This window comes from Ensifer oleiphilus (assembly GCF_013371465.1).
Classification (GTDB): domain Bacteria; phylum Pseudomonadota; class Alphaproteobacteria; order Rhizobiales; family Rhizobiaceae; genus Ensifer; species Ensifer oleiphilus.
In genome coordinates this window covers 160,539-184,119 of sequence record NZ_JABWDU010000010.1, presented here as the reverse complement: position 1 = coordinate 184,119, position 23,581 = coordinate 160,539, and the positions used below count along the sequence as shown (strand labels likewise).

Below are 23,581 nucleotides of genomic sequence, written 5' to 3'. Positions count from 1 at the left end.
GTTCGTTAGCCTGCAGCAGACCCCTGTCAGTTGCAGGCGAGCTCGCCCGTCAGCTGCCCGCGCTTGGCGAGGTAGCCCGAAAGCGGGTCTTCATAGACGTTCCTGGCTGAGGAGACTGCGTCTATGAACAGCGCAAACAGCGCCGTCTGTGAGGTGATGTCCAGCTTGGAATAGAGGTTCCGGCGGTGCAGCTTAACCGTTGCCGGCGAGATGCCGAGCTGCGTTGCGGCACCCTTGACGGAATAGCCGCGCAACACGAGTTGAGCGACCTGGCATTCGCGCTCCGTCAGGATGCTGCGGCCGAAATTGCCGATCGCCTGGGCAAGCGCCTTCTGCAACGCGGAGCCCTCGCCATCCAGTGTCTCGGGCCTGAGGTCGCGGAAATGGCGGATCACCGCCGTCCGCAAGATCGGGGCAAGGCTCTCAAGCAGTTGCACTTCCTGCTCGCTGAAGGCGATGCTCGTCCGCTTGCGGCCGAGAGAGATCGCGATCTTCGAGGCATCGTCGAGGCTGACGATAAAGTTGAACTCGTCGTGAAGTCCGGAGTGCTGGTAATATTCGCGGTAGTATTGCGTGCGATCGAACGAAGGCGCGATCTGGCTCAGGCGATAAAGCCCATCATCCTCGTTCTCGACCGCGAGTTGATAGAATGGATCGAGCCGGTATGGCCCCTGAAGGTAATGCCGGATGTCGGACAGGCCGCGATGCGTCTGCCAATCGTTGAAGAGTATCTTCGGTGCGCTCTCACCGCGATAGAGCAGGATCAGCCCTGCATCCACGGAAACATGCTGCTTCAGCGCTTCGGCCAGGCGTTCCTGGAAATCCATTCGACCGATATTGCCGATGAGTGACATCGCCAGTTCATTGATCGCAGGTGACTGCGTCACCGCGCCTGGCTCGCTCGTCGCGATACTCCCATTCATGCCTGCATCCTCCCTCGCGCGAGCGTAGGTCAGTTTGAAAATGGCCGCAAGAGACGGCCTCAGCCTGTTTCGGACTGGGCACGGCTGTTTGCCGTGGTCGCCGATCGGCGGACCTAGCCCTTTGGAGTATTCCGCTTATGGCCGCATTGCCGCTTACTCCATGCATCCGCTTCAATCTGTTCGGACCTCGGGAGGGAAAGACGTGCGCATCAAGAAAACAACGGTTCTGCTGAACCAGCTTCTGGCTGGCACCATGCTCGCCGCGCTAGCGGTCGGGTCATCTTTTACGGTTGCGAAAGCAGCCGCCGATCTTATCGCCGTCAACGGCGACGTGCGGACCGTCGATCCGAACACGCCGCGCGCCGAGGCCTTCGCGGTCGAGAACGGAAAGTTCGTCGCAGTCGGCTCCAGCGCCGAGATCCGGGCGCTCGCCGACGGCAAGACCACGGTGCTCGACCTTGCCGGCAAGACGGTTACGCCCGGCTTCATCGACGGACATACCCATCTGACGAGCGGCACGGACTATGTCACCGGCGTCGACCTCTCCTACATCCCTGACAAGGAAACCTGGTTGAAGAGGATCAAGGAGGCGGACGAACGCCTGCCGCCGGGTGTGTGGATCACCGGAGGTGGCTGGGACTATACGCTGAAGGAAGGCAAGCTTCCGACGAAGGAAGACATCGACGCCGTGGTCAAAGACCGCCCCGTCGTTCTCCGCGATATCGATTTCCACTCGATCTGGGTGAACAGCAAGGCACTGGAAATCGCCGGCGTCACGGCAAAATCCGAGGTGCCTGCGGGCGGCGAGATCGTTCTCGACGCCAAGACCGGGGAACCGACCGGGATCTTGCTCGAAGGCGCCGGCGACCTCGTCACCAACAAGCAGCCGGCCTATTCCGACAAGGAACGCGCCGAGGCGCTGCTGCAGACCGTGAAGTTTGCAAACAGCGTCGGCCTGACCGGCGTTCACGATATGTCGTCCATTGCCGCCGTCTACGATTATCTGAAACTCGTCGAGGACAAGTCCCTGTCACTCCGGGTCTGGTACGGCTTCTTCGAAGACAATGCCGCCAACATCCCGGCGGCGGCAGAGGATCGTGAAGCCGTCGACAGTCGTGTCGCTGCCAGCGGTGAGACGAAGGTCAAGGGTCCGCTTCTGACGGTCGGCTATGCCAAGTCGGTCGTCGACGGCGTGCTATCGACCCACACGGCCTATATGCTGGAAAACTACTCGGACCGCACGGGATGGAAGGGTGAGCCATTCCAGTCGGAGGCGGATCTGAGCGCCTTGATCAAGGCCGCCAATGAAAGCGGCTTCCCGACAGCCGTTCACGCGATCGGCGATGCCGGCGTGCAGATGACGCTGAACGCATTCGAAAAGGCACAATCACACGCCAAGTATCCCAACCGCGTCGAGCATATCGAGATCATCAATCCCTCCGATATCGAGCGGTTCAAAACGCTCGGCATCGTGGCGTCGATGCAGCCGAACCATGCCACCGGCACGATCGGAAAATACATCACTGAGCGTGTGGGCCATGAGCGCGAGTCCCATGCCTAAGTCTGGAAATCGATGCTTCAGCACAAAGTTCCGGTCGTGTTCGGATCCGACTGGGCGACATCGCCGCTAAGCCCGCTGACCCAGATCAATGATGCCGTCTTCCGCGAAAGCCCCTTCGGGCTTGGCGACGGCCCGTGGCATCCCGAGCAGGCTGTCACGTTCGACGAGGCGCTGTTCGCCTACACCCAGGCCGGCGCCAACATGACGCCATGGGCCGACCAGATCGGCTCGATCTCCACCGGCAAATGGGCTGATTTCGTCGTGCTCGATGCCAAGCTGCCTGACCCCGTCGACCGGTCCATTCGAAAGCGGCACGTCGAGGCGACATATGTCGCGGGAACGGAAGTCTATCGGGCGAAATAGCCATGCCCTATCGCATCCGGCGGGACCGGTGAGTTTGCGTCCCGCCAACAGCTGACCATGCATTCAGGAGCATACATGACCAAGGTAGTGAAAATCGATCGCAACGGCGTCGGCCTGCGCGAGCTGGAAAAGTGCAGCGTCGTACCGGTTGAGGCGATCCTTTCGGGTTTTGCCGACGAGATGGGCGATGTCCATTTCGAGAGCGCCGACGGCTCGATCGTCGTCGGCACATGGCAATCGACGCCCTATGCGGAAATGCTCTCCTATCCCGATGCGGTGGAGTACAGCGTCATCCTTTCCGGCAAGGTCGCGATCACCAGCCCGGACGGATCGGTGCAGACGTTTCAAGCGGGCGAAAGCTATGTGCTGCCAAAGGGGGTGGAGGTTCGGTTTGAGGTGCTGGCGACGATGCGCAAGGTCTACGTCTTGCACACCGCAAAGACCGACGGGTGAACTCATGCTGCACCCAATGCAAAGATCGTCGGTGACATCCCTTGCCGACGTGACGATGTCGCCGTTCTGGCTGGATCGGCCGGATGCGCCCGAACCGCTGCCGCCGCTGACGGCCCATAGAAAGGCTGGCTTGCTGATCGTCGGCGGCGGTTTCACCGGGCTCTGGGGGGCGATCCAGGCCAAGCAGGCCCAGCCGGATCTCGATGTGGTGCTGATCGAGAAAGGCGCCGTCGCCAACGGCGCTTCCGGGCGGCCGGGCGGCGTCGTCTCCACATCGGTGATGCACGGCCTGTCCAATGCGGTGCGCGTGTTTCCCAACGACATTGCCGAGTTGGAGCGGCTCGGCAAGGAGAACATGCATGGTTTCATGCAGACCCTTTCCGACCATGGCATCGACTGTCACGCGGAGTGGGGTGGCGAGCTGACAGTCGCAGTGGATGCAGATCATATCGAAGCCCTGCACAGGGAACACGAGTTGCATCTCCAATACGGGCATCAGGCCGTGTTTCTGGACCAGGACGCCGTCCAGGCGCAGATCGGATCGCCGCGATACAAGGCCGGCATCTGGTCGAAGGATATCAGCGGCACCGTCCATCCGGCCTTGCTCGCCTGGGGTTTGAAACGAACCGCCCTTTCCCTCGGCGTCGAGATTTTTGAGAATACGGAATTGCTGTCGCTCGGCGAGGTTGGAGCCAGGATCGAGGTGAAAACGCCGTTCGGCTCGGTGACGGCACCCAAGGTTTTGCTCGCCACCAACGCGTTTGCCTCCGGCCATCGGGGCATCAGGCGCCGCGTCGTCGCCATCCGGGATCGGGTGCTTGCCACCGAACCGTTGTCTGAGCAGCAGATGACGTCGATCGGCTGGAAGAACCGGCAGGGTGTCTACGACACCCGGACCCAGATGAACTACATGCGCCTGACGAAGGATAACCGCATCATCTTCGGTGGGAGGCTCGGATATGCTTTTGCAGGCACCACGTCACCGGGCGTCGATAGCGATGTCCAGACCTACGAGCCCCTGGCCGCTGCGTTCTTCGACACGTTTCCGCAATTGCAGGGTCTTCGGTTCACTCACGCCTGGAGCGGCCCGATCGATCTCAGCACGCGCATGGCGGTGCATTTCCAGAGATATCACTCAGGCAAGGTCGTCTATGCCGGCGGCTATTCGGGTTTTGGGGTCTCCGCTTCGAGGTTCGGCGCGCGCATCGCGCTCGACATTCTCGACGGCTCGAAGACTTCGGAGAGCAGATTGGATTTTGCAACGCAACTGCCCAACGTCGTGCCGCCCGAACCCTTTCGTTGGCTCGGGGCGCAGGTCACAATGTACGCGCTCGATACTGCCGACCGAAAGGGCGGATGGCGCAAGCCATGGCTCAGGCTGGTTTCGGCAATGGGCTTTCCATTGAGCTGAGTGTGCCGGAGCCCGCCTGAAGTTCATAGGCGCGAGCCGTATGACGGGACTGGCCAGATACTCCGCTCCGGCCAGTCCTCAAGGCGTCAGCCGCGGTGATGGCTCTCCTGCAAGCCGTAGACCGGTGTTTCGATGCCGGCCTGGCGGGCTTTCAGTTGCAGTGAGAGATACTGCGAATAGTGCCGCGACTGATGCAGGTTGCCGCCGTGGAACCAGAGAGCCTCCTGCTGTGTCGGCTTCCACATGTTGCGTTGTTCCCCTTCCCACGGGCCGGGATCCTTTGGCGTGTCGGAGCCCAACCCCCAGCATTTTCCAACCTTTTCGGCGACCTCGCGGCTGATGAGATCAGCCGCCCAGCCATTCATCGACCCATAGCCGGTGGCATAGACGACCAGATCCGCCGGCAGTTCGGTGCCGTCCTTGAGCACCACCGACGTTTCAGTCAGGTGATCGACGTCCGAGCCGGACTTCAGCTTGATCGAGCCGTCGATGATGAGGTCGCAGGCGCCGACATCGATGTAATATCCCGAGCCGCGGCGCAGGTACTTCATGAACAGGCCGGAGCCGTCGGCGCCCCAGTCGAGCATGAAGCCTGCCTTTTCGAGGTCTGAATAGAACTTGGCGTCGCGCTCGCGCATCTTGTCGTAGAGCGGGATCTGGAACTCGTGCATGATTTTATAGGGCAGCGAGGCGAAGATGAGGTCGGCCTTGCGTGTCGTCATGCCGGCGGCGACGGCCCGCTCGGAGTAGAGGTCGCCAAGCCCGATCTCCATCAGCGAATCCGAGCGCACGATGTGGGTCGAGGAGCGCTGAACCATGGTGACGTCGGCGCCGGCCTCCCACAGAGCCGCGCAGATGTCATGGGCCGAGTTGTTGGCCCCGACTACGACCACCCTCTTGCCCTTGTAAGCGTCCGGTCCCGGATGTTGCGAGGAATGCTGCTGCTCGCCCCTGAAGGTCTCCTGTCCCTTGAACTTGGGCACATTCGCCTTGCCGGACATGCCCGTGGCCAGCACAAGCTGCTTCGGCCTCAGCACCACTTCCTTGCCGTCACGCTCGACAATAACTGTCCACTCCTGTTTGTCCTCGTCATAGGCGGCGGATTTGCAGGCGGTCGAGTTCCAGTAGTTGAGCTCCATCACCTTGGTATACATCTCCAGCCAGTCGCCGATCTTGTCCTTCGGCGCAAAGACCGGCCAGTTCTCCGGGAAGGGGATGTAGGGCAGGTGGTCGTACCAGACGGGGTCATGCAGGCAGAGTGACTTGTATCGCTTGCGCCAGCTGTCGCCGGGCCTTTCGTTCTTCTCGATGATGATCGTCGGTACGCCGAGCTGGCGCAGTCGCGCGCCAAGCGCGATGCCGCCCTGGCCGCCGCCGACGATGACCACATAGGGCTGCGTCTCGTAGCCGAGGCGCGTTGCTTCGTCCTGTCGCTTTTCGCTCCAGGTCCTGCGATTGGGGTCATGGCCGTGTTCCGCTCCCATCGGTCGCTTCAGGCCCTTGGGTTCCTCATGTCCCTTGATCTCGCTCATCGTCGTCAGCAGCGTCCAGACCAGGCCGTTTTTCAGGCGGGTGTGGCCATAGCCACGGGCAACATCGGTTTCAAACTCGAACCAGCCTTGCGTGATGCCGTCGCCATCCGTCGCCAGTTCCGTCTCATCCTGGCGGAAGCGGGATGGTTTGATCGTGTTCAACTGGCTTGTCAGCATGTCGCGGATCTGATCATGCCCCTCCATCGTGCGCAGATTCCAGGTGAACGTGACCAGATCTCGCCAGTAGCAGTCCGCCTGGAACAGGTTGACTGCCGCTTCGATATCACCGCTCTCCAGCGCCTTGCCGAGCTTCGCCAGGGCCGCGTCTATCTTCGTGTTGGGGCTGTCTTCAAGCATGGTATCTCCTCCGTTTTGCTCGAATGTCAGGTCGCAACGTCGGGAAAGCTCCTCCTTTCCCGACGTTGCTATGGGGTCATTTCGAAAGGTCGATCAGGATCTTCAGCTGCTTTCCGGCCGGATCCAGCAAGGCGTCGAAACCTTGGGCAACGGCCTGATCAAGAGTGATGGTGTTCGTCACGACTTTGCTTGCGGGCAGCAGACCCGATGCGATCAACCGGATGACGCGTGGCCAGTAATGGGTCGGGTATGCCCAGGAGCCGCGCAGGTCGATGTCCTTGAAGGTGACCTGGAACCAGTTGAGCGGGTTCTCGTGCGGATGCAGTCCCGTTTGGACGACGACGCCCTGTTTGCGCACGGCATCTACGCAGGCCTTCAGCGCATGTTCGTTGCCAACGCATTCGATCGCGACATCGCAGCCGACATTGCCTTCCGACATGGCGCGAACGACGTCGCCGGGTGCGTCACGCTTGGGATTGATCGTGATCAGATCCTGTAGGATCGCTTTTGCGAAGGCGAGCCGCGCATCGTTGATATCGGAGACGAATAGCTGTGTGGCGCCGGCTGCCCTTGCTGCCAGCAGCGTCAGTATCCCGATTGGCCCGGCACCGGTGACGAGCACACTGCTTCCTGCGGTCACGCCACCGCGATCGCAGGCATAGACGGCAACCGCAGTCGGTTCCACTAGCGCGGCCTCCTCGTCACTCATGGCATCCGGGATCTTCTGGACGTTGTACTCGTTGAGCGTGGCATAGTCCGCCATCCCGCCCCACTGCCAGCTGAGCCCTGCGAGTGCGAGATCCGTACTGAGGTGATAGAGGCCACGATCGGCAAAGTAGTCGCCGGCTCGCGGCATGATCAGCGGCTGAACGGAGACCCGGTCTCCAACTGCGACGGTGCTGACGCCGTCGCCAGCCGCTTCGACGACGCCGCCGAACTCGTGCCCGAGGACTTGTGGGCCATGGGCGCCGGTGTAGGGATGTGGCTCCTTGGGAATAAAGATCGGGCCGTAGGCGTATTCGTGCAGGTCCGTGCCGCAGATGCCGACAAAGCGGTTGCGGATGAGAACCTGACCCGGCCCAGGATTGCGATCGGGCGGTGGGATCTGCTCAAGCCGCAGTTCCTTGGCGGCATGAAATCTGAGTGCGCGCATGTTTCCTCCGTTCTGTCTTTTGTCGCGACAATACGGAGCAAGGCACGTGCCAGAACTGGATCAGGATTGATTGATATTTATAATCAGAAACATAAGTGTGATTGTTGAAGTTGGATACCTGTGGCGGCTGCAACAGGTGTTGCACCACACCTGTTGCACGCTAGTGACTGGCACGCAGCCCGTGGCGCTTGATCTGGCGGTGAACCGTGGAACGATCGACCCCCAGGCGTCGGGCCGCTTCGGAAATGTTCCAACCACAGGACGAGAGCAAGATCTCGAGCGCCGCGCCGTCGTCGGCCTGTCGGCTTGGGGTGGACGTCTCCGCCTTGCTTGTCCGCGCGGCAATGAGGTGTTCCGGCAGGTCGATGAGTTCGATCCTGCTGTCGTCGCAAACGGCAGCCGCGACAGCCAGGACGTTGTTCAACTCGCGAATGTTGCCGGGCCAGCCATGGGCTTTCAGTGCGGCCAGTGCGTCCGCCGAAATGTGCAACGGTGGCCCTTCGGTCCGGTGCCTGTCGAGCAGTGCCGCAAGCAACCATTCGAAATCCGGACGGTCGCGAAGCGGCGGCATTTGGAACACGGCGGCATTCAGGCGATAGAACAGGTCTTCGCGGAACCGTCCCTCCTGAACCAGCTGTTGCAGCGGTCGGTGCGTCGCCGAGATGATGCGCAGGTTGACCGGCTTCGGTTCCGCCCCGCCGAGCGGCAGGATTTCCCGTTCCGCCAGGACCCGCAGCAATCTGGTCTGCAAGGCGAGGGGCATGTCTCCGATCTCGTCGAGGAACAGGGTTCCGCCATCCGCCTGTTCTATCAGCCCCTTGCGCCCCTTGGGCGATGCGCCGGTAAAGGCGCCGGGCAGATATCCGAAGAGTTCGCTCTCAATAAGATGTTCGGGCAACGCTGCGCAGTTGATCGCAACGAACCTGCCCTTGAGGCGGCTGCTGTCGTGGATGACCCGGGCGAGATGCTCCTTGCCCGAGCCGGTCTCGCCCTGGATAAGGATCGGCAGGGCGGTTGGCGCCAGCTTGGCGATCCGGTCCTCAAGGGCGGTAATGACCGGTACAGCGCCGCCGAGCCGTCGCGTGGCCGAAAGGGTTGTGATCTTGCCGGCAGACCGGCCAACCGGAAACTGCGGTTCGATTGCATGGGCGAACAGCGCGTTTCCGTCCCGGGCGGTCAAAAGCCGCTCCTCCGTCGGTCTGCGGCGCGTCAAGTCAACCAGGCCATCAACGCCGATATCGAAGAAGCGCGATATCGGCTGCCCGATAAGGTTCTGCGGATCACGCCAGTCGAGGCCTGCCGAGCGGGCCAGGATACGGGCGCCGCCATGAGTCATGCCGATGATGTGGCCGCGCCCGTCTATCGAGATCGCCGCCTCAGGATCGACGTCGAGGAACTCCGGCGAGCGGGCAAAACGCAGCACCCATTCATGGCGCGTGCGAGCCATCAGGTTGGCGAGTTCGATACGCCGCACGGTAGCGGCGACGAGGTGACGCGCAAGATTCTGGCTCGCCTTCAGAATCGGGGAACTGAGCAGCGAAATGTCGAGAACGGCCGAAAGACCGCCTTCGGTGTCGTAGATCGGCGCTGCGGTGCAGGAGAGCGGGGTATGCGTTGTGTCGAAATGGTCGCTCTGGTGGATCGTCAGCGCTTCGCCGGTCTCCAGGCAGGCGCCGACCGCGCATGTGCCCGCACGCGCTTCCGCCCAATCCGATCCGAGATAGAGGCCGGCACGCCGCAGGTTGTTGTCGAACGAAGGATCGCCCAGAAACTCGACTGTCACGCCTTGCCTGTCGGAAAGCAGGAGCACGTAGTTCTGTCCGGCGACCTGATTGTAGAGGTTTTCAAGGCCCGAGCGCGCGATCCTGATGAGATCCTCGGCTTCCTGCCGATGCTCACGCAGGCGAAGTTCGGGCAGGATATAGGCCTCGCAGGTCTGCGCCGGATCCAGCTTGTGCTGATCGAGACACCGCAGCCACGACTTGACGACGACATCGTCGCGTCCCGTTGCCAGGCCCTGTCCCACCCGCTCGATTTCGCGGACATGTTCTGAATGTGAAACCATGGAACTTCGATGGCGTCGCTGCCATGCTCCTCCATTCCTCCAAACGCGAATGTGTCCATGCCGAACCGGCTTTGTAAAGGGCAGGGGGACATTTCATGCGCATTGACCCCGATCGGTGGCTGCCTTGCCGCCGAGCCGGTCTCAAAATGTCTGGTGCGCCATTTTACCATTGAACTCCGGGCCAAACGTTTCGGTCGCGCAGCTCAGTCGCCAAGTCTCACACAAACGGTGCGTTGCTCTTCGGCTGCTGTGCCCTCGCATGCTCGTTGGCATCCCTGGGAAACAGCCGGTTCGTCAATTCGAGACACTCAACGCCGCGAATGCATCCTGCGTTTGGCGAGGACGGTCACGCCGACGATTTCATGGCGGCGCGCAAGGTATCGTTGATGCGCTCCTGCCAGCCAGGTCCGTCCGCCTGAAAATGCGCGAGGACATCGCTGTCGATCTTAAGCGAAACAAGTTCCTTGGCATTCGGGAGCGCGGGTCTTTCGACCGCAGGCGCGGCCACTTTCTTTGCCGGCTTGAACAGAGCCTCGGCTGCATCTTTCGGATTTGCTGGTCTTCGGGGAGTCGTTGCCATGAGTACTTCCTTTTCGTGCCCGATCGGGCTCCGCTACCTATTCGCCCTGTTGAATGCTCAAGGGATAGCGCTTTGGATGGTGCACAGAGATTAATATGTTGATAGGGCGATTTTCGGCTGAGAACGCGATCTGATTCAACGTCAGCACCGCGGTCTTTGATGGTCGTTCGCGACTCCCAACGGTTCGCCAGGCGTTTTCATCACCACTTCGCCTGAATTGATCATGGGTGTCGCGGCTGTCGGCCATAGTCTGGCCGGCGACCAGGCTCTTGCCGATGTGGAGATTCAAGAGATTTTTCCCTCTGCTCCGCCTTGAGTGAGCTTGCGCGCTATTTCGTAGAAGGCATGAACAAGCTTTCCGTTGCTGCGTTCGCGCAGGCAGATGAGCGCCTCATCCATCAGCATTTCCGGAGCATCGATCCTGATTGGCACGAGACGGTTGTCCTGGCCGAACTCGGCCGACGAGACGAAGCCAACACCGCCGCCGGCGGCGACGATCTCGCGAACCGCCTCGCGCCCCTCGGCCTCGATCAAAGGCGTGAGGGTGACGCCGCATTGTTCGGCCATCGCCTCGAGTTTCTGGCGGGTCTTCGAGCCTCGTTCGCGCATGACGAGCGGGTGATTTGCCAGTTCCGCGAAGGTGACGCTTTCACCCGCCGCAAGAGGATAGTCGCGGCTTGCGAAGGCGACGATTGGTGTGGAATTTAGCTTGAGAACGTCGAAGTCGCCGACCTGAGGGATTTCGCCCAGAACTCCGATATCGGCCTCATAGGCGTGCAGGCTGGTAATGACTGTCTCGGTGTTGCCGGCGTCGATTGACACCTGAACGGTCGGGTAGGCGCGCCGGAAGGCGGCCAGGATGTGCAGCAGATGGTGCGCGGCGTCGGCGACGATCCGGAGCTTTCCGGCTCTCAACGCGCGTGATTCCGAAAGAAGATCTAGCGCTTGCTGCTCGACATCGAACATCCGGCGAGTGACTTCCAGAAGCTGCTGGCCGGCATGCGTCAGCGTCACCTGCTTCTTGTTGCGGTTGAAGAGCAGGACGTCATACTCCTCCTCCAGCTTGCGCACCTGGTCGGAGACGGCGGGCTGGGTCAGAAACAGCGCCTCGGCTGCCCGCGAGAAGCCGCCGTGAATGGCCACATTGTGGAAGGCACGGAGCTGGACATAGCGCACGGTAACACCCTCAAAAGATAAGTTCTGTCGATGGAACCATCAGAACGAACGATTTGATTTATGTAAAGAGGCAAAAGATAGTTTCCGGAGCCAACCTTTTCCGGAGCGCGCCCATGAACCTCTCGGCTGTCGCCCTCGAGCTTGCCGCAGCAACAGTCCTGCTGCTTTACGCTGTCAGTCTCGTCAAGAAGGGTGTCGAGGCCGCCTGTGGCGATGTCGTCACCCGGGCCGTCGGCGGTGCCGGCGGTAGACCGCGCGCAGCAGCTTACGGCTGTCTGATCGCGATCGCACTGCAGAGTTCGACGGCGGTCGCCATGCTCGCCGCGGGCTTTGCCGTAAGCGGCGCGCTGGCGCTCGATGTCGGCCTGGCGGTGCTTCTCGGCGCTGACCTCGGCTCGGCGCTCGTCGTGAAAATCTTGAGTTTCGATCTGCACTGGCTTGCGCCGCTCTTGATCGCCGGCGGCGGCCTCCTGCATCTCAAGGCGCGGGGCCGCAAGCCGGTCGAGGCGGGACGTGCGGTTCTCGGCATTGGCCTGTTGCTGCTGTCGCTTCAGATGATCGGGCACGCTACCCTCCCACTCGGCCAGAGCCCGCTCCTGCCGGCGGCGATCGAGATGCTGAGCAAGGACGCACTGACGGTGATGATCGTTGCCGCGCTCTTCACCTGGGGGCTGCATTCCAGTGTCGCGGCGATCCTTCTGATTCTGACCTTTGCGGCCAAGGGCCTGCTGCCGCTCGACGTCGGCATCCCGCTCGTTCTTGGCGTCAATCTCGGCGGCGGGCTGATCGCTCTGTGGTTGACGCGCGGTCTGCCGGTGGACGGCAGGCGGCTGCCACTTGGAAATCTGATCTTTAGGGCGCTGTTCAGTGCGGCGGTCTTCGCGCTGTTTTCCCTGCAAGTGTCTTTTGCATGGCTGCCCGGTGCGACGGTCGCCGCCAAGCTCGTCAATCTGCATGTGCTGTTCAATGCAGCATTGGTGCTCCTGGGGCTCGCGTCGTGTGGCCTGATGGCGCGCTTCATTCGTCTGCTCACCCCGCAAAACGGCGCGGAAAAAGAAGCCAGCCTCCTGGCGCATGTCAGCGCGCTGGACCGGTCTCTGATCGACAAGCCAGCTCAGGCCTTGGCGGCCGCCGCACGGGAAGTGCTGCATATGGGAAACCTGATCACGCGCATGCTCGAACCGGTCATGGAGGTGATCGCCTCGCCGACGCCCGAGACCGTCGAAGCGCTGCGTCGCATTGATGCAGACATCCATCGCGCCCATAGCGAGATCAAGCTCTTCATCGCCGAAGTCAACCGGGGCATCCTGACAGAGGAGCAATCGCGGCGCGGCATCGAACTCACCGAGGCAGCCATTCATCTGGAATATGCCGGCGACGTCGTGTCGAAGAGCCTGCTGCGCATGGCAGAGGAGCGACTGGAGGGTGCCGGCGCCTTTTCGCCAGCGGGTTGGCACGAATTGATGGCGCTGCATGTTGCCGTGTTTTCGAACGTGAAGCTTGCCGCCAGTCTGCTCGTTTCACCCGAACCGGTGATTGCCCGAGAGATGGTGCGTCAGAAGGAACATGTCCGCCGCCTGGTGCAGGAAAGCAGCCAGAGCCACCTCGAGCGGCTCAGGCAGGGAATATCCGCAAGTATCCAGTCGAGCGACATGCATCTGGAGATCGTGCGCGCGCTGAAGGAACTCAATTCGCTGGTCACGACCATGGCCTATCCACGCCTTCGCGAGACCGGGGATCTGCTCGAAAGTCGTCTCGTGTCGGCAGCATAGCAGTATAAGTCAAATCGATAGATTCATACAAAAGAACGATTTTACATATATATCAAGCCGCCGCATTGTCATTCCCGGAGACGCCAACGTGAGGACGGACAATGCCAAACACCGCTTCTGACAGAACCATCGCACCACTGGAAACGCCAAGACTGGGCGAACCCTATCTGCTCACGCCCGGCCCGCTGACGACGGCCTATGAAGTCAAGGAGGCTATGCTCCGCGACTGGGGCTCGTGGGATGGCGACTTTCGCGCGATGACGGCGGAACTGCGCCGCCAGCTTCTCGACATTGCCGGCGATGCCAAGGGCGAGTTCGACTGCGTTCCGATGCAGGGTAGCGGCTCGTTCTCGGTCGAGGCCATGCTCGGCAGCTTCGTTCCGCGCGACGGCAAGGTCCTGGTGCTTATCAACGGTGCCTACGGCAAGCGCATCGCACAGACGCTCACCTATCTCGGCCGCGACCATGTGACGATCGACAAAGGCGATTACATGCCGCCCCGCGGCCCCGAAGTCGCCGCAGCGCTCAATGCGGATCCGGATATCACCCATGTCATCGTCGTTCATTGCGAGACCAGCTCCGGCATCCTCAATCCGCTGAAGGAAATCTCCGAGGTCGTTTATGCTAACGGGCGCAAGTTGCTGGTCGACTCCATGAGCGCCTTCGGCGCCGTTCCGGCCGGAATTGCCGATCTGCGCTACGAGGCGATCGTTTCGTCCGCCAACAAATGCATCGAAGGCGTGCCCGGATTCGGCTTCGTCATCGCCCGCAAGACCGAGCTGGAGGCCGCCAAGGGTCGCAGCCATTCGCTCAGCCTCGATGTGCACGCGCAGTGGGACGCCATGAACAAGACTGGCCAGTGGCGTTTCACGCCGCCGACCCACGTTGTCGCTGCGTTCCTGGAGGCGCTGCGGCTGCACCGTGAGGAAGGCGGCGTTGCCGCCCGCGGCGCCCGCTATGCCCGCAACCGCGACGTCATGGTCGCCGGCATGCGCGAGGCAGGCTTCGAAACGCTGCTTGCCGACCGCTGGCTGTCGCCGATCATCGTCACCTTCTTCAGCCCGGCCGATCCGGCTTTCGCCTTCGATCGCTTTTACGAGCTGATGAAGGAGAAGGGTTTCATCATCTATCCCGGCAAGCTGACGGTCGTCGACAGCTTCCGCATCGGCTGCATCGGCCGCATGGATGAACATGTGATGCGCCGCGTGGTCGAGGCCGCGCGCACATCCCTCACCGAAATGGGGGTTGCCAGCGCCGCCCCGCCGGCGGTCGCCCTTGCCGAACGCAGCCGTCTCGCCGCCTGAATGAACGATAGGATTTTCCCGATGAACCAGATGTCCAAGATCAACGTTGCCGTCACCGCCAACCGGCGCAGCTATCCCTGGCCGAACGTCCCGGCCATCGCCATCTGCCTCGACGGCTGCGAGCCGGCCTATCTCGACGAGGCCATCAAGGCCGGACTGATGCCGACGCTTGCCCGCATGCGCCAGACCGGCACCGAGCGCACGGCGCTCAGCGTCATCCCGAGCTTCACCAACCCCAACAACCTGTCGATTGCAACCGGTCGTCCGCCGGCCATTCACGGCATCTGCGGCAACTACCTCTACGAACCGCAGACCGGCAAGGAAGTGATGATGAACGATCCGCGCTTCCTGCGCGCTCCGACCATCTTCAAGGCGTTCTACGATGCCGGAGCCAAGGTCGCCGTGGTTACCGCCAAGGACAAGCTGCGTGCGCTTCTTGGTGACGGGCTCAAATTCGATGAGGGCAGGGCGATCTGCTTCTCGTCCGAAAAGGCGGACAAATCGACCAAGGCAGAACATGGCATCGACAATGCCTCGGCCTGGCTGGGCCGGCCGGTGCCGGAAGTCTACTCGGCGGAACTGTCGGAATTCGTCTTTGCCGCCGGTGTGAAGCTCTTGAAGGAGTTTTCTCCCGACGTCATGTACCTCACGACGACCGATTACGTGCAGCATAAATATGCGCCCGGCGTTCCCCAGGCGAACGCGTTCTACGAGATGTTCGACAAGTATCTGACCGAACTCGACGCGCTGGGAGCGGCGATCATCGTGACGGCCGACCACGGCATGAAGCCGAAGCACAAGGCAGACGGTTCGCCCGATGTCATCTACGTGCAGGACGTGCTCGACGAATGGCTCGGCAAGGATGCCGCGCGCGTCATCCTGCCGATCACCGACCCTTACGTCGTGCATCACGGCGCACTGGGTTCGTTCGCAACTGCCTATCTGCCGGAACGCGCCGACAAGGAAGAGATCATCGAGCGGCTCGCGGCGATCGACGGCATCGATGTCGTACTTTCGCGACCCGAGGCCTGCATTCGCTTCGAACTGCCTGATGATCGCATCGGCGATATCGTGCTCATCTCCTCGGAGAACAAGACGCTCGGCACCAGCGAGCATCGCCACGACCTCGCCGCGCTGAACGAGCCGCTTCGGTCGCACGGCGGCCTCACCGAACAACAGGTGCCTTTCATCTCCAACCGCAAGCTTCCCGAGCTGACCTCCGCCGCTTCCCTGCGCAACTTCGACGCCTTCTATTATGCGCTGGTCGCCGCAGCGCAGCCGGCAAATTGAGGAGCGGATGATGACCAAGGTGGAAACGACATTTGCTTTGCGCCACGAGCCCATGCGCATTGCCGGCAAAACGGTCGATGCCGAGGGCGTGATCGAGGTGCACTATCCTTGGAACGATGCCGTCATCGGCACGGTTCCAGCGGGTAATGCCGAGCATGCGCGCAAGGCCTTCGAGATCGCGGCGGCCTATCAGCCGAAGCTGACCCGGTACGAGCGCCAGCGCATCCTCTTGAAGGCGGCCGAGATACTGGTCGCCCGCAAGGAGGAGATCTCCGATATAATCACGCTGGAACTCGGCATATCGAAGCAGGATTCGCTCTACGAAGTCGGGCGCGCCTTCGACGTTTTGACGTTGTCGGGCCAGATGTGTATCCACGATGACGGCGAGATTTTCTCCTGCGATCTCACCCCGCATGGCAAGGCGCGCAAGATCTTCACGATGCGCGAGCCGCTGACCGCCATTTCAGCGATCACGCCATTCAACCATCCGCTCAACATGGTGGCGCACAAGGTGGCGCCTGCGATCGCCACCAACAACTGCGTGGTGCTAAAGCCGACGGAGCTGACGCCGATGACGGCGCTCGTCTTCGCCGACATTCTCTACGAGGCCGGATTGCCGCCGGAAATGCTGTCGGTGGTCACCGGCTGGCCGGCGGATATCGGCATGGAGATGATGACCAACCCGAACTTCGACCTCATCACCTTCACCGGCAGCGTGCCGGTGGGCAAGTTGATCGCGGCCAACGCGCACTACAAGCGCCAGATCCTTGAGCTCGGCGGCAACGATCCGCTGATCATTCTCAACGACCTGTCGGACGACGACCTGGCAAAGGCGGCGGACCTGGCGGTTGCCGGCGCGACGAAGAACTCCGGCCAGCGCTGCACGGCCGTCAAGCGTATCCTGTGCCAGGAGAGTGTCGCCGACCGCTTCGTGCCGCTGGTGCTGGAGCGGGCCAAGAAGCTGCGCTTCGGCGACCCGATGGATCGGTCGACCGAACTGGGTACTGTGGTACATGCCCGTGCCGCCGAAATCTTCGAGCGTCGTGTGCACAAGGCGGCCGAAGAGGGCGCGGAGATCCTCTACGATCCCGGCCGCCGCGGCGCCCTGCTTCCGCCGATCGTGGTCGATCGTGTGCCGCATTCGAGCGAACTGGTGATGGAGGAAACCTTCGCGCCGATCATTCCGATCGTGCGGGCGTCCGACGATGACGATGCGCTGATCGCGCTTTCCAACTCGACCGCCTTCGGCCTGTCGTCGGGGGTCTGCACCAACGATTTCCGCCGGATGCAGAAGTATATCGCCGGGCTCAGGGTCGGCACGGTCAACATCTGGGAAGTGCCCGGCTACCGAATCGAAATGTCTCCCTTCGGCGGCATCAAGGATTCTGGCAACGGCTACAAGGAAGGTGTGATCGAAGCCATGAAGAGCTTTACCAACGTCAAGACGTTTTCCCTGCCCTGGTGAGTTGGGTCCCGGTGATCCGGGTGTCCCCTGCCTGGCCACCATATCTGGGAGCTGCCGATCGGCAGCTCCCTTTTTTCTTGGTCTGTTGCAGCCCTTTTTGGCAAATGCCGCCGGATGATGCAGCCGGTGGCGGTTTCATCATCGATTGCTCCGCAGGTGCCGAATAAAGCGGCAGCAGATCCATAGTTTTTACTTTGCCAACGATAAGAATAATAAATTTTACTAATTGAAATCACCCACGCAGAATGCCTCCTGAAGCGTGCAAGACAAGGGCAGCGACAGATTGCCAGCCATGCTTCCCGGAATTTTTTCCAGGCCTCCAGAGGAGATTTTCAGCATGAACAGACACATGTTTTTTATGCTTGCCGGCGCCATGTCCGTGGTGCTTCCTGCCATTGCTTCCGCCCAGACAGAACTCACCGTTTACACCGCTGTCGAGGCTGTCGACCTTGATCGCTACAAGGCGACGTTCGAGAAGTCGCACCCCGATATCAAGATCAACTGGGTCCGGGATTCGACCGGCGTGATGACGGCCAAGCTGCTTGCCGAAAAGGACAATCCGCAAGCCGATGTCGTCTGGGGGCTTGCCGCAACATCGCTGCTGCTCCTGAAAACGGAGGGCATGCTGGAAGCATACCAGCCGAAGGGCGTCGAGGCGCTCGACAAGAAATTCGTCGACAAGGACAACCCGCCGAGCTGGGTCGGCATGGACGCCTATGTCGCGGCCCTTTGCTACAACACGGTGGAGGGCGAAAAGCTGGGCCTGAAGGCTCCCAAGAGCTGGGATGACCTGACAAAGCCCGAGTACAAGGGGCATGTCGTCATGCCGAACCCGGCCTCATCCGGCACAGGGTTCCTCGACGTGTCGGGCTGGATGCAGATGTGGGGCGAGGAGAAGGCCTGGTCCTTCATGGACAAGCTGCACGAGAACATCTCCGCCTATACGCATTCCGGCTCGAAGCCGTGCAAGATGGCAGGCGCCGGCGAGGCCGTGATCGGTGTTTCCTTCGAGTTCCCCGGCGCCAAGGCCAAGAGCGCCGGCGCGCCGATCGACATCATCTTCCCGACGGAAGGTTCCGGCTGGGAAGCGGAGGCAACGGCGATCATCGCCGGCACGGCCAACCTTGAGGCTGCAAAGACCCTGGTCGACTGGTCGGTCACCAAGGAGGCCAACGAAATGTACAATGCCGGCTATGCTGTGGTCGCCTATCCGGGTGTCGCCAAGCCGGTCGAGCATCTGCCCTCCGACATCGCTGCAAAGATGATCGACAACGACTTCGAATGGGCCGCGAACAATCGCGCCACCATCCTGAAGGAATGGCAGAAGCGTTACGACGCCAAGTCGGAACCGAAGAGCTGACATCGATCGCCCGGGCGGGGTGCTTCGCGCTCCCCGCCCATCGCATTCTCGAAAATTGCCTGACAGCCAGCGGAGCTTGCAGATGAGACATGCCTTGTCGATCGAACCGACGCCTACGGGCATTGCCCGTGCCCCGGAAGTGGCGGCGCCCTATCTGGAAATCTCCGATCTCTGGAAAAGCTATGGCGACTTCGTCGCCCTTCGTGACATATCGCTGAGCATAGCCAAGGGGGAATTCATCTGTTTCCTTGGTCCCTCGGGTTGTGGCAAGACGACCCTCCTGCGGGCGATCGCCGGCCTCGACCTTCAGTCCGCTGGCAGGATCCTGCAGGGCGGCCGCAACATCTCGACACTGCCTGCCTCCAACCGGGACTACGGCATTGTCTTCCAGTCCTATGCGCTCTTTCCCAATCTCACCATAGAGCAGAACATCGCCTTCGGTCTTGAAAACACCGGCCGCTCAAGAGCCGAGATTGCCACGCGCGTCACCGAGCTTCTGGCAACGGTCGGACTTTCTGAACAGAGCAAGAAATATCCGGCCCAGCTTTCCGGCGGCCAGCAGCAGCGCATCGCCCTTGCACGCGCTATCGCGATATCGCCTGGCCTGCTTCTGTTGGACGAGCCGCTGTCCGCCCTCGACGCCAAGGTGCGGGTGCACTTGCGCCATGAAATCAAGTCGCTGCAGCGAAAGCTCGGTGTTACCACCATCATGGTAACGCACGACCAGGAAGAGGCGCTGGCGATGGCGGACCGGATCGTGGTGATGAATCACGGTGTTATCGAGCAGGTCGGATCACCGACCGAAATCTACAGCCACCCGAAAACCCTCTTCGTTGCCGACTTCATCGGCGAAACCAACCAATTCCCTGCAATGGTGTTGAAGGACGGGGCGGTCGAGATTGGCCACTCGGCCTTCGATTGTTCAACGAAAGATCTTGCAGCGGGCGCTACGGCGACGGCGGTGGTGCGCCCGGTCGACATCATTCCGCATGGGGCCCATGCCCACGTCGTTAGTGCCGTCGATCGGCCTGCGACGCCACAAAACCTTATCGATGCCGAAGTACGGGAGATGGAGTTCCTGGGCATGTTCTGGCGCACGCGCCTGACGGCGCCGCGGCTTGGCGAGCGCACGCTGGTTGCCGACTTCTCCGTCAATGCGGTGCGCCGACTGAACATAGAGACGGGCGGGGTGATCCAGGTGGAAATCCCGCGCGATCGTCTGCTGCTCTTTCCAAGGAGTGCCTGAGGATGAACATCACCCTCGAAGCACCATACCTGCCGCTGACCGGCAAGCGACTGCGGCAGGAAACGTCCCGCGACGACCGCATCAAGTTTGGCCTCATGGCCGTCATCGGGCTCTACCTGATCGTCGCCCTGGGGGCGCCGCTTTTCGTCATGTTGTCGAAGTCGCTGTCGACCTATCGCTTCGATCTCGCGGCCTTCGAGTTCCAGGTCAGCGACGAAACGCGCACGAAATGGGGGCGGGTCGTCACGGGAGATGCCCTCAACAGGACGCTTGCCGCCGTGGCGGAAGCTGACCTTGCGAGCAGCACCGATGGCCGGCTTGCAGCCACAAAATTCTTCCCGGACTTCAGCTTCCGCAGCCCGGTCCACTACCGTATTCGTGGCACCACGGATGATGCGGCCTTTCTCGTCGGTTCGACGCTGGAGAAAGGCACCGAATGGCGTGAATATGATTCCGGCACCTTCAGGCGCATCATGCTGCGGCCGGCACGAACGCTCGGCCTCGACAATTTCAAGACTTATTTTTCGACGCCGGCACTTGCCCGCTCGATCTATAACTCGGTGCTGATGGCGGCGATCAGTACGGTGGTGACGATCTCCATCGCCTTCGCTCTCGCCTATGGGCTGACGCGCAGTTGCATGCCGCTCAAAGGCCTGTTCCGCGGCATCCTCGCCATCCCGATCCTCGTGCCGTCGCTCTTGCCTGGCATCGCGCTCGTCTACCTCTTCGGCAACCAGGGTATCTTCAAGGATTGGCTTCTCGGCTACTCGATCTACGGCCCGATCGGCATCGTCATCGGCTCGGTGTTTTTTACCTTGCCGCATGCCTTTCTGATTATCTTGACCGCACTCTCCATCGCAGACGCCCGCCACTACGAAGCTGCCGCATCGCTCAAGGCCAGCAAGTGGCGCACGTTCACGACCGTCACCTTGCCAGGCGCCCGCTTTGGCATCGTCTCGGCCGCCTTCGTCGTCTTCACGCTTGTCATCACGGATTTCGGGTTGCCCAAGGTGATCGGCGGACAATACGGCATGCTCGCCGTCGATATCTACAAGCAGGTGATCGGCCAGCAGAATTTCGAGATGGGCGCGGTCGTTTCGGTCATCCTGCTGGTGCCCGCCATCCTCGCCTTCGCCGTCGACCGCCGCATGCAGAAGCGCCAGGTGGCGCTGCTTTCGGCGCGGGCGGTGCCCTATGTGCCCAAGCCCAATGCCCGCATGGACGGCATCTGTTTTGCCTTCGCATGCCTCGTCAGCTTCTTCATCCTCGGCATGATCGCCATGTGCCAGATCGCAGCGGTCGTGAAATTCTGGCCCTACGATCTGACGTTGACCGCGAAGAATTTCGCCTTTGACCTGATGGACGGCGGCGGCTGGTCTGCTTATGCCAACTCGATCAGGCTTGCGCTGCTGACAGCGTTGTTCGGTTCGGTGATCGTCTTCGCCGGCGCCTATATGGTGGAGAAGGCGGATGCTTTCCGCTTCGGCCGGAACGTCTTCCATTTTCTGGCGATGATGCCGATGGCCGTGCCGGGCATGGTGCTCGGACTTGCCTACATCTTCTTCTTCAACAATCCGGCCAATCCGCTCAACGCCATCTACGGGACGATGACGATCCTCGTCGTCTCGACGGTCACGCACTTCTACACCGTCGCGCATCTGACGGCGCTCACGGCGCTGAAGCAGATGGATCCGGAGTTCGAATCCGTCGCGGCTTCGCTAAAGCAGCCCTTCCACCGGCTGTTCTTCCGGGTCACTTTGCCGGTCTGTCTGCCGGCGATCCTCAACATCGCAATCTATCTCTTCGTCAACGCCATGACGACGGTCTCGGCGGTGGTCTTCCTCTATGCTTCCGATACCAAGCTTGCATCGGTCGCCGTGCTCAACATGGATGATGCGGGCGACATCGCACCGGCGGCAGCCATGGGCATGATGATCTTCTATACCAACGTCGCCGCCAAGCTCATCCATGCGCTGCTCGCCCGTGGTCTGCTGGCCCGTACGCAGGCGTGGCGATAGGCCGACACATCGCGGGCGGAGGTTTCCCCCTTCGCCGGCGTGCCGCCGCCTCTGGTAAGTCAAACGTGTTGGATTGAGACTGATACGTCGGTCACACGAATTGATGTGATGTTGTTAGTGGAGAACCGAACGAGGGCATCGTCCGGCAGATCCGTGGTGATTGGCCTCGCAGTGATAGCACTCGCGATTGTTCTCGACGACCATCTTCCAATTCACTTCAAGTTCGCTGTCGCGGATCAGGGCTAGCTTGGCCCTTGCCATGCCCTGCGACTTCAGGATCGGTGACAGGTGGTCGCGTGCCGAATTCCTCGCCCATGATCGGCGCGCCGATGAGCCATCCATCATGTCGTCTTGCTCGGCCGTGCAGCACTTGTCGAGCGTGAACTTTCGAGCGGCTTGCTGGTGGAGCCTTTCGGCGACCGGCTTCAAGCCGCCGGGTCATACTGGTTCCTGACGTCGGGGCCCAAGGCGAAACTGCCGAAAGTCAGGGCATTTCGGGATTGGCTGTCCGAAATGACCGCGACGTAGGAGACCTCAAGGAAGTTGGCTGTGACGCGCTTGGCGCGTCAACGACCGAGCGGTTGCGAAGAACGCCTGGATTGACTTGCTGTTGCGACGATCTTTCAGGCAGATCAGCTTCTCATGCATCGAAAGAGGCTGGTGTTCGAGCGCGATTTTTACCAGCCGCGGGTCGTTGTCGAACTCTGCCTCGGAAACGATCCCAAGACCCCCGCCGGCGGCAACGATCCGCCGGACCGCTTCGCGGCCTTCGGCCTCAATGGCAAAGCACAGTGGCACGCCTTGTGCCTCGGCGAGCTTCTCGAACATCTGCCTGGTGCGTGAACCCTGCTCACGCATGACCAAAGGCCATGCGCTCAACGCTTCGAGGGGAACGCTCTGCTGCGTCGCAAGGGGATGAGAGCGTGCGGCGAAGAGGACAACCGGGGAGACATTGAGCGAAAAAACGTCGAACGGGCGCTCGTCGGGCAGCTCGCCGAGGACGCCGACATCCACATCATAGGCAAGCAGAGCTTCCACGATGCTGTGAGAGTTGCCGCCTACGACCTTGATCTGGATGCCGGGAAACCGCTCCCGGAAAACGGTAAGGACGTCCAGCACATGATCGACCGAATCGGCGGCAATCCTGAGCGCGCCCGCCCGCAGCGACCGTTCCTCCTGCAGGACATCGAGCGCCTCGCCTTCCGCATCGAAGAGGCGACGGGTCGTGACAAGAAGCCGGGAGCCCGCGGGTGTCAGCTCGATTTGCCGACGTTTTCGCACAAACAGGGCAACGTCATATTCCTCTTCCAGCCAGCGGACCTGGTCCGAGATGGCAGGTTGCGTGAGGTGCAAGGCGCGCGCGGCCAGTGAAAAGCTGCCGGTGAGAGCCACGTGGTGGAAAGCCCGAAGCTGGACATAACGCATGAGAGGACGAGACCGTTGGTGTGAGATTTCCTTGTATCGAGAGAATCTTAATTCGTCGCTATAATATCGATTTTGTTCCTCTTCCGATAGGTGCGATAGGTTACGCGTCCAAGCACGATATCGCGTC

Annotated in this window: 18 protein-coding genes and 1 pseudogene; 10 read left to right on the top strand and 9 right to left on the bottom strand. The window is 61.2% G+C overall.

Annotation, left to right across the window (positions count from 1 at the left end; all coding sequences use genetic code 11):
* Positions 1-26: 26 nt before the first annotated feature.
* Positions 27-923: a helix-turn-helix transcriptional regulator gene (locus HT585_RS27950; protein WP_176356054.1), complete on the bottom strand. Its 897-nt coding sequence runs from the start codon at positions 921-923 to the stop codon at positions 27-29.
* Positions 924-963: 40 nt separating this feature from the next.
* On the opposite strand from HT585_RS27950, the pseudogene HT585_RS27945 reads away from it, so the two are divergent.
* From HT585_RS27945 to HT585_RS27930, 3 genes and pseudogenes are all read left to right on the top strand, one after another.
* Positions 964-2,847: pseudogene (locus tag HT585_RS27945) on the top strand (amidohydrolase).
* A gap of 75 nt (positions 2,848-2,922) precedes the next feature.
* The gene (locus HT585_RS27935) at positions 2,923-3,300 is read left to right on the top strand and encodes a cupin domain-containing protein (RefSeq protein WP_176356051.1); all 378 of its coding nucleotides are present in this window, start codon (positions 2,923-2,925) and stop codon (positions 3,298-3,300) included.
* A 4-nt stretch (positions 3,301-3,304) separates the two neighbouring features.
* Complete coding sequence (locus tag HT585_RS27930) at positions 3,305-4,711, top strand: NAD(P)/FAD-dependent oxidoreductase (RefSeq protein ID WP_210270593.1); 1,407 nt, start codon at positions 3,305-3,307, stop codon at positions 4,709-4,711.
* Between the two features lie 86 nt (positions 4,712-4,797).
* Here the strand turns inward: HT585_RS27930 and HT585_RS27925 are convergent, their stop codons facing one another.
* From HT585_RS27925 to HT585_RS27900, 6 genes are all read right to left on the bottom strand, one after another.
* Complete coding sequence (locus tag HT585_RS27925) at positions 4,798-6,600, bottom strand: NAD(P)/FAD-dependent oxidoreductase (protein WP_176356050.1); 1,803 nt, start codon at positions 6,598-6,600, stop codon at positions 4,798-4,800.
* Between the two features lie 76 nt (positions 6,601-6,676).
* Positions 6,677-7,753 carry a 2,3-butanediol dehydrogenase gene (locus HT585_RS27920; RefSeq protein WP_176356049.1) on the bottom strand — a complete coding sequence of 359 codons (1,077 nt, stop codon included), beginning with the start codon at positions 7,751-7,753 and terminating at the stop codon, positions 6,677-6,679.
* A 160-nt stretch (positions 7,754-7,913) separates the two neighbouring features.
* The gene (locus HT585_RS27915; protein WP_176356048.1) at positions 7,914-9,818 is read right to left on the bottom strand and encodes a sigma-54-dependent Fis family transcriptional regulator; all 1,905 of its coding nucleotides are present in this window, start codon (positions 9,816-9,818) and stop codon (positions 7,914-7,916) included.
* Positions 9,819-10,164: 346 nt separating this feature from the next.
* Complete coding sequence (locus tag HT585_RS27910; protein WP_176356047.1) at positions 10,165-10,398, bottom strand: BrnA antitoxin family protein; 234 nt, start codon at positions 10,396-10,398, stop codon at positions 10,165-10,167.
* Between the two features lie 37 nt (positions 10,399-10,435).
* Positions 10,436-10,687: a hypothetical protein gene (locus tag HT585_RS27905; RefSeq protein ID WP_176356046.1), complete on the bottom strand. Its 252-nt coding sequence runs from the start codon at positions 10,685-10,687 to the stop codon at positions 10,436-10,438.
* Positions 10,684-11,574 (bottom strand): LysR substrate-binding domain-containing protein, encoded by an 891-nt coding sequence (locus tag HT585_RS27900; protein ID WP_176356045.1) that lies wholly within the window; start codon positions 11,572-11,574, stop codon positions 10,684-10,686. The genes HT585_RS27905 and HT585_RS27900 overlap by 4 nt, the downstream gene beginning before the upstream one ends.
* Positions 11,575-11,687: 113 nt before the next feature.
* Between HT585_RS27900 and HT585_RS27895 the strand changes: the two genes are divergently transcribed.
* The 7 genes from HT585_RS27895 to HT585_RS27865 all read left to right on the top strand — a co-directional run bounded on the left by HT585_RS27895 (position 11,688) and on the right by HT585_RS27865 (position 22,029).
* Entirely contained in the window at positions 11,688-13,346 is a 1,659-nt protein-coding gene (locus tag HT585_RS27895; protein WP_176356044.1) for a Na/Pi cotransporter family protein, read from the top strand.
* A gap of 101 nt (positions 13,347-13,447) precedes the next feature.
* Positions 13,448-14,650, top strand: coding sequence for a 2-aminoethylphosphonate--pyruvate transaminase (locus tag HT585_RS27890; protein WP_176356043.1), 1,203 nt, complete (start codon positions 13,448-13,450; stop codon positions 14,648-14,650).
* 21 nt (positions 14,651-14,671) lie between these two features.
* Positions 14,672-15,940, top strand: coding sequence for a phosphonoacetate hydrolase (phnA, locus tag HT585_RS27885; protein ID WP_176356042.1), 1,269 nt, complete (start codon positions 14,672-14,674; stop codon positions 15,938-15,940).
* 10 nt (positions 15,941-15,950) lie between these two features.
* Positions 15,951-17,405 (top strand): phosphonoacetaldehyde dehydrogenase, encoded by a 1,455-nt coding sequence (gene phnY / locus HT585_RS27880; RefSeq protein ID WP_176356041.1) that lies wholly within the window; start codon positions 15,951-15,953, stop codon positions 17,403-17,405.
* Between the two features lie 337 nt (positions 17,406-17,742).
* Positions 17,743-18,765 (top strand): putative 2-aminoethylphosphonate ABC transporter substrate-binding protein, encoded by a 1,023-nt coding sequence (locus HT585_RS27875; RefSeq protein WP_176356040.1) that lies wholly within the window; start codon positions 17,743-17,745, stop codon positions 18,763-18,765.
* Positions 18,766-18,847: 82 nt separating this feature from the next.
* Positions 18,848-20,011 (top strand): putative 2-aminoethylphosphonate ABC transporter ATP-binding protein, encoded by a 1,164-nt coding sequence (locus tag HT585_RS27870; RefSeq protein WP_176356039.1) that lies wholly within the window; start codon positions 18,848-18,850, stop codon positions 20,009-20,011.
* A 2-nt stretch (positions 20,012-20,013) separates the two neighbouring features.
* Positions 20,014-22,029: a putative 2-aminoethylphosphonate ABC transporter permease subunit gene (locus tag HT585_RS27865; RefSeq protein WP_210270592.1), complete on the top strand. Its 2,016-nt coding sequence runs from the start codon at positions 20,014-20,016 to the stop codon at positions 22,027-22,029.
* Between the two features lie 114 nt (positions 22,030-22,143).
* Here the strand turns inward: HT585_RS27865 and HT585_RS31925 are convergent, their stop codons facing one another.
* Both HT585_RS31925 and HT585_RS27855 read right to left on the bottom strand, forming a co-directional pair.
* Entirely contained in the window at positions 22,144-22,233 is a 90-nt protein-coding gene (locus HT585_RS31925; protein ID WP_246707986.1) for a hypothetical protein, read from the bottom strand.
* A 330-nt stretch (positions 22,234-22,563) separates the two neighbouring features.
* Positions 22,564-23,454: a LysR substrate-binding domain-containing protein gene (locus HT585_RS27855; RefSeq protein ID WP_176356038.1), complete on the bottom strand. Its 891-nt coding sequence runs from the start codon at positions 23,452-23,454 to the stop codon at positions 22,564-22,566.
* Between the last annotated feature and the right edge of the window lie 127 nt (positions 23,455-23,581).

Excerpts from the sequence above, each read along its gene's own strand:
- HT585_RS27890 (WP_176356043.1), top strand. The coding sequence starts at position 13,448 with ATGCCAAACACCGCTTCTGACAGAACCATCGCACCACTGGAAACGCCA.
- HT585_RS27870 (WP_176356039.1), top strand. The coding sequence starts at position 18,848 with ATGAGACATGCCTTGTCGATCGAACCGACGCCTACGGGCATTGCCCGT.
- HT585_RS27875 (WP_176356040.1), top strand. The coding sequence starts at position 17,743 with ATGAACAGACACATGTTTTTTATGCTTGCCGGCGCCATGTCCGTGGTG.
- HT585_RS31925 (WP_246707986.1), bottom strand. The coding sequence starts at position 22,233 with ATGGTCGTCGAGAACAATCGCGAGTGCTATCACTGCGAGGCCAATCAC.
- HT585_RS27910 (WP_176356047.1), bottom strand. The coding sequence starts at position 10,398 with ATGGCAACGACTCCCCGAAGACCAGCAAATCCGAAAGATGCAGCCGAG.
- phnY (WP_176356041.1), top strand. The coding sequence starts at position 15,951 with ATGACCAAGGTGGAAACGACATTTGCTTTGCGCCACGAGCCCATGCGC.
- HT585_RS27930 (WP_210270593.1), top strand. The coding sequence starts at position 3,305 with ATGCTGCACCCAATGCAAAGATCGTCGGTGACATCCCTTGCCGACGTG.
- HT585_RS27865 (WP_210270592.1), top strand. The coding sequence starts at position 20,014 with ATGAACATCACCCTCGAAGCACCATACCTGCCGCTGACCGGCAAGCGA.
- HT585_RS27920 (WP_176356049.1), bottom strand. The coding sequence starts at position 7,753 with ATGCGCGCACTCAGATTTCATGCCGCCAAGGAACTGCGGCTTGAGCAG.
- HT585_RS27950 (WP_176356054.1), bottom strand. The coding sequence starts at position 923 with ATGAATGGGAGTATCGCGACGAGCGAGCCAGGCGCGGTGACGCAGTCA.
- HT585_RS27935 (WP_176356051.1), top strand. The coding sequence starts at position 2,923 with ATGACCAAGGTAGTGAAAATCGATCGCAACGGCGTCGGCCTGCGCGAG.
- HT585_RS27855 (WP_176356038.1), bottom strand. The coding sequence starts at position 23,454 with ATGCGTTATGTCCAGCTTCGGGCTTTCCACCACGTGGCTCTCACCGGC.
- HT585_RS27915 (WP_176356048.1), bottom strand. The coding sequence starts at position 9,818 with ATGGTTTCACATTCAGAACATGTCCGCGAAATCGAGCGGGTGGGACAG.
- phnA (WP_176356042.1), top strand. The coding sequence starts at position 14,672 with ATGAACCAGATGTCCAAGATCAACGTTGCCGTCACCGCCAACCGGCGC.
- HT585_RS27895 (WP_176356044.1), top strand. The coding sequence starts at position 11,688 with ATGAACCTCTCGGCTGTCGCCCTCGAGCTTGCCGCAGCAACAGTCCTG.
- HT585_RS27925 (WP_176356050.1), bottom strand. The coding sequence starts at position 6,600 with ATGCTTGAAGACAGCCCCAACACGAAGATAGACGCGGCCCTGGCGAAG.